Source organism: Rhizobium sp. RU33A, from assembly GCF_900156055.1.
GTDB lineage: Bacteria > Pseudomonadota > Alphaproteobacteria > Rhizobiales > Rhizobiaceae > Allorhizobium.
In genome coordinates, this window is sequence record NZ_FTMQ01000001.1 from 830190 (window position 1) to 843610 (window position 13421).

A 13421-nucleotide genomic window follows, 5' to 3' on the forward strand; every position below is an offset into this window, starting at 1 on the left:
GGAAACCATCGCAACAATGAGCAATGATCCACTACTCCTCAGCCTGTCAGCCGCAAGCGGATACGTTCCCGGCTCTGGCCGGAAGGCATTGCGAGCGCACAAGCGACACCACTCAGCGGGACATGATTTCCGTTTCGCGCCTGCATTCTTGCTGGCGGGCGACACATTGTCGGATTTAAAGGGACGCAGGCGGCTGGTCCCAATTTCATTGCAGTTTCAGGGGAGGCACCTATAACTGCCAAGCGGCTCTTCCCTGACGAAGTGCGCTGTTGATTTAGAATGCGCCGATTATCAGAGTGGAAGATACAGATGCCCAAACAGAAGAAGCCCGCAGTGGTGAGCGCCGGTATCGCCGGTCTTGATGAAATCCTGCGCGGAGGGCTTCCTTCGTCCAACCTCTACATGCTGCAGGGCGCTCCAGGTTCGGGCAAGACCACGGCCGCGCTGCAATTTTTGCGCGCCGGTATCGAGGCTGGCGAGAATTGTATATACGTGACGCTTTCGCAGACGGCCGCCGAATTGAAAGCGATCGCTCTTTCGCACGGCTGGACGCTTGACGGTATCCGGGTCGAAGAGCTGTCTACGTCTGGTACGGTGAACGAGGCTGACGACCAAAGCATATTTTTAACTGCTGATCTTCGGTTGGATGAGACACGCAAAGCGATTGAAGCCGCGATTGAGGAACACAAGCCTCGTCGCCTCGTCTACGACTCCCTGCTGGAGATCCGCTTGATCACTGGTGATAGCCCACGCTTCCGTAGAGAACTGATCGGCTTCAAGTCGTTCCTCGCTAAACGGAATGTCGTGGCGCTGCTGTTGGACACCCAGACAGCCGCGTCCGATCGCAGCGGGGAAGAGGTCGAAGGCCTTGCCCACGGCGTTATACGCTTCGACAAGTCGCTTGAAGAATACGGCGGAGTCCGTCGCCGTATAGAGGTTTCGAAGATGCGCGGCGTACCCATCGCAGACGGGTATCACGACATGGCTATCCGCGAAGGCGAGGGCGTCGTGGTGTTCCCTCGAATTATGCCGAGCGCTGCGGCGGAGGGCGCCAAGCCCCAACTGATCAAGTCTGGTGTCGCCGAGTTGGATGAGATGTTCGGCGGTGGCCAGGAATCCGGAACAACAACCCTGGTTATCGGCCAGTCGGGTACCGGCAAGTCGACAATGTCCTCACTCTACGCAACAGCAGCGCTCGAACGCGGGGAGAATGTTGCGCTCTTCCTGTTCGAGGAGCGGCTTGAGACCTTCTTCCGTCGGTCGGAAGGCTTGGGCATGCAACTGAGGCAGTTTCACAAGGACGGCAAGCTGATCCTGCGGGATTTCAATCCCAATGAAATTTCCCCGGGCGAATTCGGACAGATCGTCCAGGATGCCGTCACGCAGAACAAATCACGCGTCGTCGTCATCGACAGTTTGACGGGCTATCTGAATTCTCTGCCACACCGCGAAAAAGCGGTTCGCGACATTCAGTCGCTCCTCAAATACCTAGCCCGTTCGGGCGTCCTGACAATGCTCATCGTTGCCCAACATGGTCTGATCGGCCAGAATGTTGGCATCGATGTCGATGTGAGCTTCCTCGGCGACACCGTGCTGCTTTTACGGATCATGGAACACGAAGGGCGCTTGCGCCGGAACATCACTGTCGTGAAGAAGCGTCATGGTCCGCACGATCTCAACATTCGTGAACTCATCATCGAGAGTGGAGGCGTCAGCGTGGTCGCGTATAATCCACTACCAGAACCCAAAGGATGACTGTCTCCACCGAAAGTGAACTGGATTGGGTGCTCGTCCTTGCTCCCTTCCGCAAGGATGCCGATTATATCGCGACCCTTCTCCAGGAAGAGCAGATCCAGGTACTGGCGGCCAAGCTCGATGGAGATCTGGTCAATCATCTGGAAAAATCGCCAGGCATGATCGTGATCACGCACGAGGCGTTGAACCCGACCGTTGTCGCGCAAATTGGAGCGCATCTCGCCGAGCAGCCCGACTGGTCCGAAGTGCCAATCATCGTCCTACTGGAGCGCGCGGCACCTGTTGCTCGTGTTAGAAGCCAGTTGGAAGGGTCCTGGCCGGGCGCACGCGTCCTATTTTACACGCGTCCCATCACGCCGCTGGAACTCGTGAACGGCATCCAGTCCAACCTCTTGGTCCGGCTGCGCCAGCGCGAGGTCCGGGATTCGCTTGAAAGGGAAAAAGAGCTGCGTCTGGAACTCAATCATCGGGTAAAGAACATTCTGGCGAGTGTTCAGTCGATTTTTCAGATGACGAAACGCGGCGCTGCAACCGTGGAAGATCTGGCCAGCGATTTTTCCGGCCGTCTCCAGGCACTGTCCAAGGTGCACGCCGCCGTCTTCGAGGCTGGTGGTGAAGAGGTTCGGCTGTCCGACGTCGTCGAACTGACTGTTTCTCCCTACAATGGCGATGGCGTCACGCGTATCGATGTTACCGGTGCGGATATAGTCGTCAGCCGGGATGCCGGAACAACGATAGCACTATGTCTGCACGAGCTCATAACGAATGCCATCAAGTACGGAGCACTTTCCCAACCCGACGGGCATGTTGCGCTCATGTGGGCGCTTGCGGCTGATGATCCACACGAGTTCTACCTCACCTGGACCGAGGCGGGTGGGCCGGAGGTGCGCGAGCCAACGCGGCAAGGATATGGGACGCGCTATGTGCGGTCCGCTCTGGGGTCTCTGTTCGGCACGGTCCCTGACATCGTGTTTGCCCCCGATGGCTTTCGCTGCACTGTGCGAGGCCCTGTCGAACGCATTAGCGCGACCTGATTGCTATATGGAACAGTCCCTCTGCGCGAGCGGTGGTAACCATTGAGAAAATATGCCGAAAATAGAAGGATCGATTGGCGTGGGAGTGCGTTGCCCCTGTAGCGCACGCAATTGGCACATGTGCGGCATCTCCGACAGAAAGTATATGAAATGGCGCAGAAGGGGACCACAGTCATTGTCGTTGAAGACGAAACGCTCGTCCGCATGGACATCGCGATGTCGCTTCAGGATGAGGGGTTTATCGTGCTCGAAGCGTCGAATGCCGATGAAGCGATTGGACTTCTCGATGCGCATCCAGAAATCAGGCTCATGTTCACGGACATCGACATGCCCGGCAGTATGGACGGCCTGAAGCTTGCCGAGGCCGTGCGGGACAGGTGGCCTCCCGTCAAGATCATCATCGCATCAGGCCACTGCCGGCTGACCGACGAGCTTCTTCCCATCGAAGGAAAGTTTTTCAGCAAGCCCTACGACCACGCCCGCATAATATCGGCCATGAGAGAAATGCTGGTCGCCTCGTAAGCCGAAGGCCGCGCTTCTGGTCAAGGTCAGATATGCTCTGGCGACCGCAAACTTCGCGTGCAACAGGGCCCAGCTCTCCCGTCACACCTTGTCGCAGGTGAAGGAAGTCAGCAGCGTTGTTACGAAGTTGCTGGCCTTTTCCTTGACCAGAACCTGCGTCCACTCACCGCTGCCATGCAGCACCAAGCCTGAGGAGATGCTGTCGACAGACGTCTCCTCGAAGCCGAACCACTTGGTGGAGTTGAACCATTTTTTGTGCGAGCGGTCATGATGAACCCTTTCGTAGTGATGGAAGAGACCACCGCGCGATTGCAGCAGTTGTTGATAGCGATGCATTAAAAAGACGGTTCGTTCAGGGGGCGGTGCCAAATGCGCGATAGCCAGCCGACGAGCACCTGAAACGCATGGAACAAAAGTCTTGGATATGCGTTACCGTGACGAAGATCAGCGTCTGCGGTTCGCTCCCTTCCGACGAGTGCCATGGCGACACGAAGTCTATAAATCCGCTGATCGGAAATTTATGACACTCCTGAGATCGATCGCCGCCGGCGCATTCCTGCTGGCGATAAGCCCATCCGCGAGCTGGGCCGCCTGCAACATATCGGACGCTCAACTGGAAGAGGCTGTCCTCGAAAATGCGGAATTACGCGCTCCGCAAAACCGTCACCTCGTTCATGATCTGCGCGCCTTGAGGGACGCTGCCTTCCTGCTTTGGAACTATGGTCTGGAGGAAGATTGTGAACGTCTCGTCGGCAACATCAAGGAACTCATTGCAGCGCCGGATATGGGGCGTCTTGGCACGAATGATGAAGACGAGGCCGATCAGCAGCTCGCTGCTGCTGAACCGCAGTGGCACCGTCTGGGCCAGATCAAGGGTACTCGAGGCGAGCCCGGAGAAGAGGCACTGGTCAGCATTAACGACCTTGATCCCGGTCTGTTGGCCAGCGAGATTATCGGAGCGGAAGTGCGTACCTCAGATGACATGATCGTCGGGGAAGTTCGCAACGTCGTGATCGGCACGAAGGATCGGTGGGACTACGCGATCGTTGCATCGGACGGTTTTTTCGTCGCAGGCGAGAACAGTCTTGTGGTCCCGCTTCGCTATCTCGTGATCGATCAGAAACGCAAGAGCTTCTTCCTGCGCATATCGAACGACCAGGTGAAGGCGGTTCCGCTAATGCCGGATCAGGAATATGACTGGCTTGCCGACGAGACATGGCGCGCCACCAATGATGCGATCTTTCAAAGTCTCATTCCGCAAGTCGCAGAAAACAACACAAAGCGTACACCGACGGAAGGCACCACAAAGTGAACGATCATCGCAAGATCGTCCTGCTGGTTGAAGATGAACCGCTCATCGCCATGGTCGGATGCGAGATGATGGAGGACCTCGGCTTCGAAGTTCTGGAGGCGCGCACCGTGTCGGAGGCTCTGGCTGTCCTGGGTGTTGAAAAAGGCGTCACCCTCCTGTTCACCGACATCGATCTTGCCGACGGTTCATCGGGCATGGATCTGGCGCGTGAATTTGCGCGGATGCGCCGGGGTGTACCGATTATCGTTACATCCGGCCGCATCCGTCCAACCGCTCTCCCTGCTGGCGCTCGGTTCTTGCCCAAGCCTTATTCGGACTACGATCTGGCAGAAGCACTCCTGCCCGACACAGGCATGAACCGGCGGCGGCGCGACCGGGAACTAGCCGTAGCCTGACATTCACGGCGTCTGCATCTCGATGAGATCGACATCCCGTTTCAGCTTTCCCATGGTCACCGCTGTAGTACCCCCGACTAGGATGACTGCCAGGATCAATGGCAGCGCCCCCAATCCAGCCGACCGACCGTTGCATTTTCGAGCTCTTTCACTCAGTTAAACTGCATACCGGATCCGTCACCCGGAACCCCGGCCACGCCGGGATCCGTTGTGCGCAGTGCCGCCGCCCACTTGCGGTACGGTCCGCTCTCAAAACTGTCCGCCACGCAAGTCGATCAACTCATCGGTGTCCCGCATAGTGCAGGTCATGTATTGATGCCCGACGGCCGCCTCGATTAGCCATTCATGCTTGGCGGGCGAACGGGACCGCGTGAAATGCACGTGGTTCAAACCGACAGCGAAGTTGCGAGCGACGATTTCCGCGCAACCCCGATAGGCCATCGGTGGCGCCTTGGCGTCGGCTGCCACGCGCCGATGCGCCATACTGATCTCCCTTTCTTGTCGTCATAGTTCCGGCGCCCGCCAACACAGGCGTTTCACCAGGCCCGCACGCGCTTTTCCGGCGCCAGCCATTCCGGGTCCCCCTCTGTGATGTCGAATGCCGTGTAAAAGTCGTCCACATGTTTGAGAGCGGCCACCGAGCGGTACATGCTGGGCGCATGCACATCGCTCATGAAGACGGAGCGGATCATGCCATCGGTTGTCTTCATGCCCCAGAACTGCGCCCAGGCGAGGAAGCAGCGCTGCGCCGGCGAGAAGCCGTCGATATCAACATTTTCCTTCGGATTTTCAGCAAGATAGTCCTGCAGTGCGGCGTAGGCGAGGGTAATCCCCCCGACATCGGCCATGTTCTCGGTGACGGTCAGCGCGCCGTTGAGCTTGAGCCCCGGCAGGACTTCATAGGCATTTGCCTGCTCCACGAGTTTTTCGGCTTCTCGCGTAAAGGCAGCCGTGTCCTCGGGCTGCCACCAGTCCCGCAGATTGCCCGCAGCGTCATATTGCCGGCCACGACTGTCGAAACCATGGGTCATTTCATGACCGAGCACGGCGCCGAGACGGCAGAAATAAACAGGTGCATCCAGTTCAACCTCGAAGGCCGGTGGCTGCAGAATGGCCGCCGGCACTTCGAAGCCGTTGATCGAGGTCTCATAGGCAGCATTGATGATGATCGGCAGTGTCGCCTGCACATTGGCAAAGGATTCGTGCTCGACCGGGTCGTCGAATTTGTCGAGCGATCGCTTCACGTCGAAGGCGATCAGCCGCTGGATGTTGCCGATCAGGTCGTCCGGCCGCACCTCGACACCAGACATGTCGATCCAGGTTTCAGGATAGCCGACCTCGAAGGTCAGTTTCTCCAGCTTGTCCTTTGCCGCCGCCCGTGTCGCCTCGGTCAGCCAGTCACGTGTCTCGATCCGTGCCAGGAAGGCGGATTTGACCCGGCCGACCATATCAGCCGATTTGGCCCGCGTTTCGTCGCTGAAATAGCGCTCGACATAAAGCCGCGAGACGGGATGGCCGAGAAAGGTCTTGAGTTCGTTCTGCACGCGCTCCTCGCGAGGTGGCAGCTTGTCGATGCCAACCAGGATCTTCTGCTGCTCGGCAATGACGGCCTCGAAGCGGCTACCGAGATAGGACTTGAAGCGGTTGATCAGCTTGACCTTCAGGTAATCCTTGATCTCCTCGATCGGGCGCTCGCGCAGCACCTTGCCAAGGACGGGCAGATAGCGCGGCTCCGATTTCACCACCGTCTCCGGCGCCTTCATGCCAAGGCCAGCGAGCATCGCGGTCAGGTCGAGTTCGGGGATCTCCGCCTGCAGGGACGCGAAGGGCACGGGTTGGTAGGTGTTCGCCGGATTGGTCGCTTCGACCGGCGTCAGCAGGCCGCCATGCAGTTCCCGGTCGATGTCGGCCACAAGGTTTGAGACCGTCGTTGCGCGACCGGCCTCATAGCCGGCTGCAATCAGCATGTCGGCGAGGTTCTTGCGCAAAGCAAGGTCGAGCGCAGAGCCTGCCGGCTCGTCGTAGAGATTCTGCTGGGGGAGCACCAGCGAGGTGCCAACGGCATACAGCGCATTGCGCTTGGAATCGGCCATGTCCGTCATCGGCACGAAGCCGGTCAACGCCAGATCCTCGGCGACCAGAAGATAGTAGCCGATATACGTCGCGAGGTCACCGAGATCGGCAATCGCATCGATCTTGGCCATCTCCGGATCGAGCGGAGTCATGCCTTTGGCGTCGAGTGTCGCGACATCCATGAAGGCGGTGTAGAAAGCCCCCACCTGCTGGAGGGGCGTTCCCTTTTCTGCCGTTCCCGATTTGGCTGCAGCATCGAGCAGCGTCTGCTCCATCTGCGCCGTGAGACGTCGTCCCATGAAGTCGAAGGCATCGATCAAGGCTCGGTCATCGGGACGCTGAACCCGATCGATCCAGCCGCCGAGCGCATAGCGGTTGAAGTTTGTGCCCGGATCGACGGATTTGTCCATATTTTCAAGCGAAAATGCCAGCTGATCTGGCCCGATCTCTGGCACGGCTGCCCGATCATTGGCCGGCGAGGCCGAGGTTATGGCGAGACACAACAGAAGACTATAGGTCAGATAGCGCACGGTAATCCCCCTCGTTTGTTCGTCCTGAATGTCGGGATCATCAGCAGCGATCCCATAGCGTGCCCTTTCGCTCTAGAGGCTGCCCTCGTTGGTCATCGACATGACGTTGGCGACGACCCCGCTGTTCGAGACAAGGCAGTTCCAGGGCGCACGCGTTGGACCGACGCCGACGGTCACCTGCGAATTGGCCTCCGAGAAGATCATTTCGATAATCTGGACGTCGCCGTTGTTCGTGGCATTGGACACCGCAGCGAGGCAGGCGCTGCGGGCTGCAGGCGGCACGTTTTCGTCCATCAGGCGAGGGGCAGCCGACGCCGTCGGTTGTGGCTGCGAGGTGCCATCCGACGTACAGCCGGCCAGCAAGCTCACGGCAAGCGAGATCATTCCGGTCTTCATGATGAAGCTGGTCATGCTGTTCCCCCTCTTTTTTGTCTCTCTTCGTTGCCCAGCAGGGCCTAGTTGCTCGCTTCGATCAGAAACCGACCGGCTGCCCACCCGGCATCGCTGCCATCAGGCCGCGAAACGCGGCACCAGCGCGTCTGTCCGGTCATGCGGCAGCCGCCATTGCGTAGGATCTCGCCATTGACGACGCGGGTGACAACAGGGCTCTGGGCGCTCGGTCGGCTGCGGATGTTCAGCGCATCGCCACGCGAAATGCCGGCCACCTGGAAGAAATCCGGGCCGCCGGACAGGCCGTCGGCGAAATCGGGCGCGGGCGGCGCGGTCGGCCTGCCCCCCGTCACCTCGATGCGAAGCGTAAATCGCGCCTGCTCATTACGGCGCGCTGCATTGCGCATCAGGTAGACTTGCACAACATAGTCGCCGCTACCGGGAACGATGATGTCGGCAAAATCGCCCGAGATTGAGCCGTTGAACAGGGCCTCGCCACCGCCGGGGCCGAGAATGTTGAAGTAGTTGCTGCTGTTCGAGCTATCCATGTTAACGGCGAGCCTCTGGCCGCCACGGACATTGATGCGGTAATTGGCGCCTTCGTAGCCCCGGACCGTCCCGCGGATGAACGTTGAGCTCTGGCCCCGGCCGAATTCGACCCGGGCATTGCTTTCCTGCGCGAGTGGGGCTTGCTGCCCGAAATCTGCAATGACGACAAGCGCCATCGCGACCACTACACCCACGAACGCACGCCACATACGCATCCGACATCTCCCGTTGGGAAGGCTTCAAGAGATCGAATTGCAACCTCTCGATGTCCAGAGACTGACATGCCTAAAGCCTGCGAACCAGTGAATTATATTCGTCCAATGTGAGAGGGTTTCATGGTTGCACCAGTTTCAAACGGTTGTCCGTCGCGCGGTGCTCCCATCTGCCGAGCTCCTGCTTGAACCACCGCAGCAAGGCGTCAAGAGCAGGCTCGGTTCGGCGGCTCTCCTTGATGCAAAGGTGATAATCCTCGTGGGTGGGGAGCAGTGCTTCGTCCAGAAGCACCATTTTTCCAGTGTCTATGTCGGGCTGTGCGAGGAAGTCTGGGATGAGCGCCGCACCGAGGTTCTGGCGAACCATGTCGAGCGCGATGACATAGTGGGATGCGAACAGCCAGCGGCAGGTGAGGGGAAGGAGATCCGCCCGGCCGCTGTGTCGTGCATAGGTCTGCCAGTCCGATCCGATCTTTCCAGGCTGCAGTTCGGTCGTAATGCAATCGAAGCTCTTCTTTCGCGCCGCAACTGTTGACGACACGACGGCAACCAGATTTTCCGGCCAGAGCAGTTGCGCGTGATAGCCGCGATCCTTGGGGAGCGTCGTCACGAACGCATCACCCGTGGCATCGGTGAGTTCTGGATCCTGCGCATACATGATGATCTGCAGATCGATATCCGGATGTGCCGCATAGAAGGAATGCAGCCGCGGGACCAGCCAGGCCTGGGCGAAACTGCTGCAAATCGCGAGCCGCACCCGATCGCGTGTGCCGCCGATCGCTTCGGCAAGGGATCGGTCGATCTCGGCAAAGGCCGGCTGCAGCCGTCGGGCGAGGTCACGACCGGCATCCGTCAGGCTTATTCCTCGCCCCTTCTTCTGGATCAGCCTTTCACCGACAATTTCTCCCAGGAGGCGTAACTGATGACTGACCGCGCTCTGCGTCACCCCCAGTTCTTCGGCGGCTGCCGCCACGGACAGATGGCGTGAAACTGTCTCGAACGTGTGCAGGGCGCGTAAGTTGTGACGAAAGTCCATTCCAAGATCCCTCCGATCGCACGCGCATCGTGATGTCCCTCAGTGCCGCTTCCGCATCCAGCTGCGGTCGATGACGTGTTCAACGTTCCATGAGAGTTTTTTGAAATTCAAGCAGGAAACTCATTAGACACCCATGATTGGTCCTGAAATGGTCGTTCCCATCGCTATTGTGAACGAGAGATCGGCAATGACGAACACGGAACAGGGCAGGCGTCACTTCATAACCGGGCTCTCGGCACTGGCAGTACTCTCCGGGCCGTGCCTTGCGCTGGCCGGAGAGGTGATGAAGGAGATTGCCGCACTGAAGCCTGGCGAATTCACCTGGCATCCGGAGCGTCAGCGCACAGGACCGGTGGCTGTCGTTGTCTCTCTTCCGGAACAGCGTGTACATGTTTATCGCAACGGCATTCGCATAGCCGTCTCTACCTGTGCGACCGGCAAGCCCGGCCACGAGACCCCGACCGGGGTCTTCGTCGTCCTGCAAAAGGACAAGCACCACAAGTCGAGCACCTATGATGATGCGCCGATGCCCAACATGAACCGGCTCACTTGGTCCGGCATCGCACTCCATGCCGGCAATCTGCCCGGATATCCGGCCTCACACGGCTGCGTGCGCCTGCCCATGGCCTTTTCCGAACGTCTCTTCGACATCACCCATCTCGGCACACCCGTCATCATCTCGGGTGCTGCCGCAGATCCGCTGGAACTCGTCCATCCCGGCATGGTACTCGGTGCCTATGCCGCTCGCGAATTTGGCGATGCCGTGACGGCACTGCGCGGCAAGCAGCGCCCGAATGACTGGACCGACCTCAAGAAGCAGCCGGTCGTTTCTGTCATCATGTCGACCTTTGACGGAAAGGCTTTGCTCGTTGAAAACTCGGAGATCCGCGCCGAAGGCCGGATCACCGTCAATGGCCGGGACAAGCTTGGCAGCCACGTCTTTCTGCTCGACGGTCTCGACGAAGCGACACGCGGCATGCGCTGGATCGCCTTTGCCAATCCGAACGACGACGAAGGCGTGGTCAACATGGCCGCCAACCTTCTCGCCCGGATATCCGCCGACCCAGCCTTTGTGTCGACCATGCAGAGTGTCCTGCACCCCGGCGCAGTGCTGATCCTGACCGACGCGCCGCTCGCGCCAGATAGCCGTACGGGCAAGGACTTCGTCATCATGGCGTGAATCGGCTGCTGTGCCGAAGAGTTGGCCATGGTGAAACGCTCAAGGCGAGACTGGGAGGGGGATACGATGCGCTACTGACGGCCATGTTTGCCATAGCGTGTTTGGCCACCCCCTTTCTTGCTGATGCTGCAGACAAGCCTTCAACCAACCCCGTGCCCGATATCCGGATCGATGGCGACACCTTGATCTATATCGGCGGTACCAACGACAATGGCCTAGAGGCGCTGAAGACAGTGCTGGCCAAGGTGCCGGATGGCCAGATCACGAAGATGCTGGTGAATTCCGGCGGCGGCGACACCAAGGCCGCCATCCAGATCGGTTTCATCATCGCCGACCTCAAGCCAAATCTGACAATCGATATAGGCCGTTTTCCATCCTGCGCCAATTTGATCGCGCTCGCCGTGGCCACGATCACGATCCGCGAAAACGCCTTCCTCGGCGGCGGCAATGACCGCAGCTTGGCCATTGCCGCCGCCGAGGAGGGTGTGACACTTCGCGAACACCTGCGCGCCATCGTCGCCGCACAGGCGAGCGACGTGATTGGGCCAGATGGCAAGCCGGTCACATGGAAGCCTTTCTCGACGAAGCCGTCACTGCGGCCGAGGCGCGTATGGCTGAGGAGGTCGCACTTTGTGCCAGCATCCCACTGCCAAACGATACCTTCGCTGTTTGTGGCGTAGGCTCGCGCTTCGACGATCGCTTGAGCGGTGACCAGCGTGGCTGGGGCTTTTCGCTGGATGATATGGCCCGGCTGGGCCTGCCAACCGTGCGTTTATGAAGAGGCCGGACGGTATCAGGACAGCCCGGCTTTCAGGCGATGGCTCATCGTCCTGACACCCGAAGATTTAAGCGGGCGAGTTTCATGACCCATCTGAGGCTCGGACAGGTAGCCCATCCCGTTTTCCCACCCGGAATGAGCCGCTTACGAGAGAGACCCTCCCATGACGGGGTGCCAGTATGCGCCAGCCGAGAGTTTCAGGCCACAGTGGCAAGCGGGGCCAGTAAGACTGTCGAGCCGATCAGCAGCCAGTCATTGATGACATGCGCCCCGGTGCTGACCCAGATATTCTTCGTCCATACATATGCCCAGGTCAGGATCAGTCGGGCGCAGCCGATCACAACAAAGCATTGCACAAAGTTCCAGTCATAGGTCGGCAGGTGCAGCATCCCGAAGATGAGCGCCGACAAAAGCCACGCAACGAGCACCGCAGCATTGCGACCCATACCCGCCTTGTTGTGCAGATAGGCAAGGATGGCGAGGAAGGGCAGGATTGTGATCAGTTCCTCCCCGAGCAACTGGAGGCCGACCTTGGCAAAGAAACTCGCCAGCCGCGCGCCTTCGAGGTCAGCCGCATCCGCAATCGCTGCATTGGAGTTGACTGTGCCGAAGGTCTGCAGCAGCACTCCGACGGCAAGGGTCACGATGATGTTGAGAATTGCAAAGCCAAACATCAGCAGCACGTCGCCAATGCCAACGCGCCGGAAGATTGCCCGCCAGTGTCCGGGGGCTGAGATGGCGAGAGCGGCCAGCGGTAAAGCCACGAAAGCAAAGGCCCTGAGCCAGCCGGTCACGATGTTGTCCTCAAAGGGCAACGGAACACCCAGCGCGGCAAATCCGGCCGCTGCAGCCGCGAGAACCCAAAGCCAGGCGCTCCCCGACACGCTCGGTGGTTTGTCTGAGTAAAACGGAAAATCAGGCCCCTTGGGCTCCAGCAACAAGCGCTGCGATGCAGGCGTCGAATGATCCACGAATGCCCCCTATCCCTGAATAGAAACTACTTCAATTCATCTGAGCAGCAAGTTTATCTTCATCATCGGCTCACGAAGCTAGATAGGTCCAAGTGAGCTTCGTGGTGGCACACTCTGGTTGCCGAACGGCTGCTGTTAAGACAGCCCCACCCACAAGACCTTGGCGTGGCGATCAATGACAGCGTGGCGGATTATGCCGTCATACTTGGTGGAAAGTGGTTGAATACCATGGTGCCCGCTGCGTCATTTCGGCCTGAACTCCGAACGGCGCGCCGGATCCCCAGCCAGTTTGCGAGACCCGCTTTCCGCACGACGAATGGCTCTAAGAATAGCAGCCGCGACTGCTCAAGTCGTTGAGAAGGCGTCGTTTGGCTTTGGGCTGACGCCAACACGGCGGGAGCGCGGCAATAAACTCCGCTACCCGACACCAAGCTCGTGCTCTAGGGCTGCCGCATGCGAGCGTTCGCTTTGCACTCTCATATTTGTCAGACGCGAAGTGTCAGGGCGGATAGCGCCCGTGGTTCGAGCTCTACTTTTTACTCTCACCGAAGATTCTCTGAGCCCTTACCATCGAACCGAAGAAATCGAACTCCTGCTTCGATGGCTTCCATTTCGGTTCATGCCGAAGGGCCAGGACGTCATCGATTGCCTCGAAGATGCGGATGTCTGCATCCCTATCGATGG

Annotated in this window: 14 protein-coding genes; 7 read left to right on the top strand and 7 right to left on the bottom strand. The window is 59.0% G+C overall.

From position 1 onward, the window contains the following. Window positions 1-309: 309 nt before the first annotated feature. The 3 genes from BW978_RS03985 (at window position 310) to BW978_RS03995 (ending at window position 3311) form a co-directional block, all read left to right on the top strand. Complete coding sequence (locus tag BW978_RS03985; protein ID WP_076392391.1) at window positions 310-1755, top strand: DUF7125 family protein; 1446 nt, start codon at window positions 310-312, stop codon at window positions 1753-1755. Further along, window positions 1752-2789: a sensor histidine kinase gene (locus BW978_RS03990; protein WP_076392393.1), complete on the top strand. Its 1038-nt coding sequence runs from the start codon at window positions 1752-1754 to the stop codon at window positions 2787-2789. Before BW978_RS03985 ends, BW978_RS03990 begins: the two co-directional genes overlap by 4 nt. A gap of 150 nt (window positions 2790-2939) precedes the next feature. Further along, the gene (locus BW978_RS03995; RefSeq protein ID WP_076392395.1) at window positions 2940-3311 is read left to right on the top strand and encodes a response regulator; all 372 of its coding nucleotides are present in this window, start codon (window positions 2940-2942) and stop codon (window positions 3309-3311) included. An 81-nt stretch (window positions 3312-3392) separates the two neighbouring features. Here the strand turns inward: BW978_RS03995 and BW978_RS04000 are convergent, their stop codons facing one another. Further along, the gene (locus tag BW978_RS04000; RefSeq protein ID WP_076392397.1) at window positions 3393-3647 is read right to left on the bottom strand and encodes a hypothetical protein; all 255 of its coding nucleotides are present in this window, start codon (window positions 3645-3647) and stop codon (window positions 3393-3395) included. Window positions 3648-3831: 184 nt separating this feature from the next. Here BW978_RS04000 and BW978_RS04005 point away from each other — a divergent pair, with 184 nt between their 5' ends. Both BW978_RS04005 and BW978_RS04010 read left to right on the top strand, forming a co-directional pair. Then, window positions 3832-4623, top strand: a complete 792-nt coding sequence (locus BW978_RS04005; protein ID WP_076392399.1) for a PRC-barrel domain-containing protein — start codon at window positions 3832-3834, stop codon at window positions 4621-4623. Beyond that, on the top strand, window positions 4620-5018 hold the full coding sequence (locus BW978_RS04010) for a response regulator (RefSeq protein ID WP_076392401.1): 399 nt from the start codon (window positions 4620-4622) through the stop codon (window positions 5016-5018). Before BW978_RS04005 ends, BW978_RS04010 begins: the two co-directional genes overlap by 4 nt. Before the next feature lie 249 nt (window positions 5019-5267). Here BW978_RS04010 and BW978_RS04015 read toward each other — a convergent pair whose 3' ends face one another. From BW978_RS04015 to BW978_RS04035, 5 genes are all read right to left on the bottom strand, one after another. Next, window positions 5268-5501, bottom strand: coding sequence for a hypothetical protein (locus BW978_RS04015; RefSeq protein ID WP_175616842.1), 234 nt, complete (start codon window positions 5499-5501; stop codon window positions 5268-5270). 53 nt (window positions 5502-5554) lie between these two features. Further along, the gene (locus BW978_RS04020; RefSeq protein WP_244551877.1) at window positions 5555-7621 is read right to left on the bottom strand and encodes a M13 family metallopeptidase; all 2067 of its coding nucleotides are present in this window, start codon (window positions 7619-7621) and stop codon (window positions 5555-5557) included. A 72-nt stretch (window positions 7622-7693) separates the two neighbouring features. Then, window positions 7694-8032 (bottom strand): hypothetical protein, encoded by a 339-nt coding sequence (locus BW978_RS04025; protein ID WP_244551878.1) that lies wholly within the window; start codon window positions 8030-8032, stop codon window positions 7694-7696. Window positions 8033-8076: 44 nt separating this feature from the next. Continuing rightward, on the bottom strand, window positions 8077-8775 hold the full coding sequence (locus BW978_RS04030; protein WP_244551879.1) for an SH3 domain-containing protein: 699 nt from the start codon (window positions 8773-8775) through the stop codon (window positions 8077-8079). Window positions 8776-8893: 118 nt separating this feature from the next. Next, a complete protein-coding gene (locus BW978_RS04035) occupies window positions 8894-9808 on the bottom strand; it encodes a LysR family transcriptional regulator (RefSeq protein ID WP_076392405.1) in 915 nt (304 codons plus the stop codon). Window positions 9809-9995: 187 nt separating this feature from the next. On the opposite strand from BW978_RS04035, the gene BW978_RS04040 reads away from it, so the two are divergent. Further along, a complete protein-coding gene (locus BW978_RS04040) occupies window positions 9996-10988 on the top strand; it encodes a L,D-transpeptidase (protein ID WP_076393197.1) in 993 nt (330 codons plus the stop codon). A gap of 152 nt (window positions 10989-11140) precedes the next feature. Beyond that, the gene (locus BW978_RS04045; protein WP_139330297.1) at window positions 11141-11668 is read left to right on the top strand and encodes a Clp protease/crotonase-like domain-containing protein; all 528 of its coding nucleotides are present in this window, start codon (window positions 11141-11143) and stop codon (window positions 11666-11668) included. Between the two features lie 295 nt (window positions 11669-11963). Here the strand turns inward: BW978_RS04045 and BW978_RS04050 are convergent, their stop codons facing one another. After that, the gene (locus BW978_RS04050) at window positions 11964-12560 is read right to left on the bottom strand and encodes a CPBP family intramembrane glutamic endopeptidase (protein WP_139330299.1); all 597 of its coding nucleotides are present in this window, start codon (window positions 12558-12560) and stop codon (window positions 11964-11966) included. Between the last annotated feature and the right edge of the window lie 861 nt (window positions 12561-13421).

Excerpts from the sequence above, each read along its gene's own strand:
- BW978_RS03985 (WP_076392391.1), top strand. The coding sequence starts at position 310 with ATGCCCAAACAGAAGAAGCCCGCAGTGGTGAGCGCCGGTATCGCCGGT.
- BW978_RS04015 (WP_175616842.1), bottom strand. The coding sequence starts at position 5,501 with ATGGCGCATCGGCGCGTGGCAGCCGACGCCAAGGCGCCACCGATGGCC.
- BW978_RS04040 (WP_076393197.1), top strand. The coding sequence starts at position 9,996 with ATGACGAACACGGAACAGGGCAGGCGTCACTTCATAACCGGGCTCTCG.
- BW978_RS04000 (WP_076392397.1), bottom strand. The coding sequence starts at position 3,647 with ATGCATCGCTATCAACAACTGCTGCAATCGCGCGGTGGTCTCTTCCAT.
- BW978_RS04030 (WP_244551879.1), bottom strand. The coding sequence starts at position 8,775 with ATGCGTATGTGGCGTGCGTTCGTGGGTGTAGTGGTCGCGATGGCGCTT.
- BW978_RS03990 (WP_076392393.1), top strand. The coding sequence starts at position 1,752 with ATGACTGTCTCCACCGAAAGTGAACTGGATTGGGTGCTCGTCCTTGCT.
- BW978_RS04025 (WP_244551878.1), bottom strand. The coding sequence starts at position 8,032 with ATGACCAGCTTCATCATGAAGACCGGAATGATCTCGCTTGCCGTGAGC.
- BW978_RS03995 (WP_076392395.1), top strand. The coding sequence starts at position 2,940 with ATGGCGCAGAAGGGGACCACAGTCATTGTCGTTGAAGACGAAACGCTC.
- BW978_RS04005 (WP_076392399.1), top strand. The coding sequence starts at position 3,832 with ATGACACTCCTGAGATCGATCGCCGCCGGCGCATTCCTGCTGGCGATA.
- BW978_RS04035 (WP_076392405.1), bottom strand. The coding sequence starts at position 9,808 with ATGGACTTTCGTCACAACTTACGCGCCCTGCACACGTTCGAGACAGTT.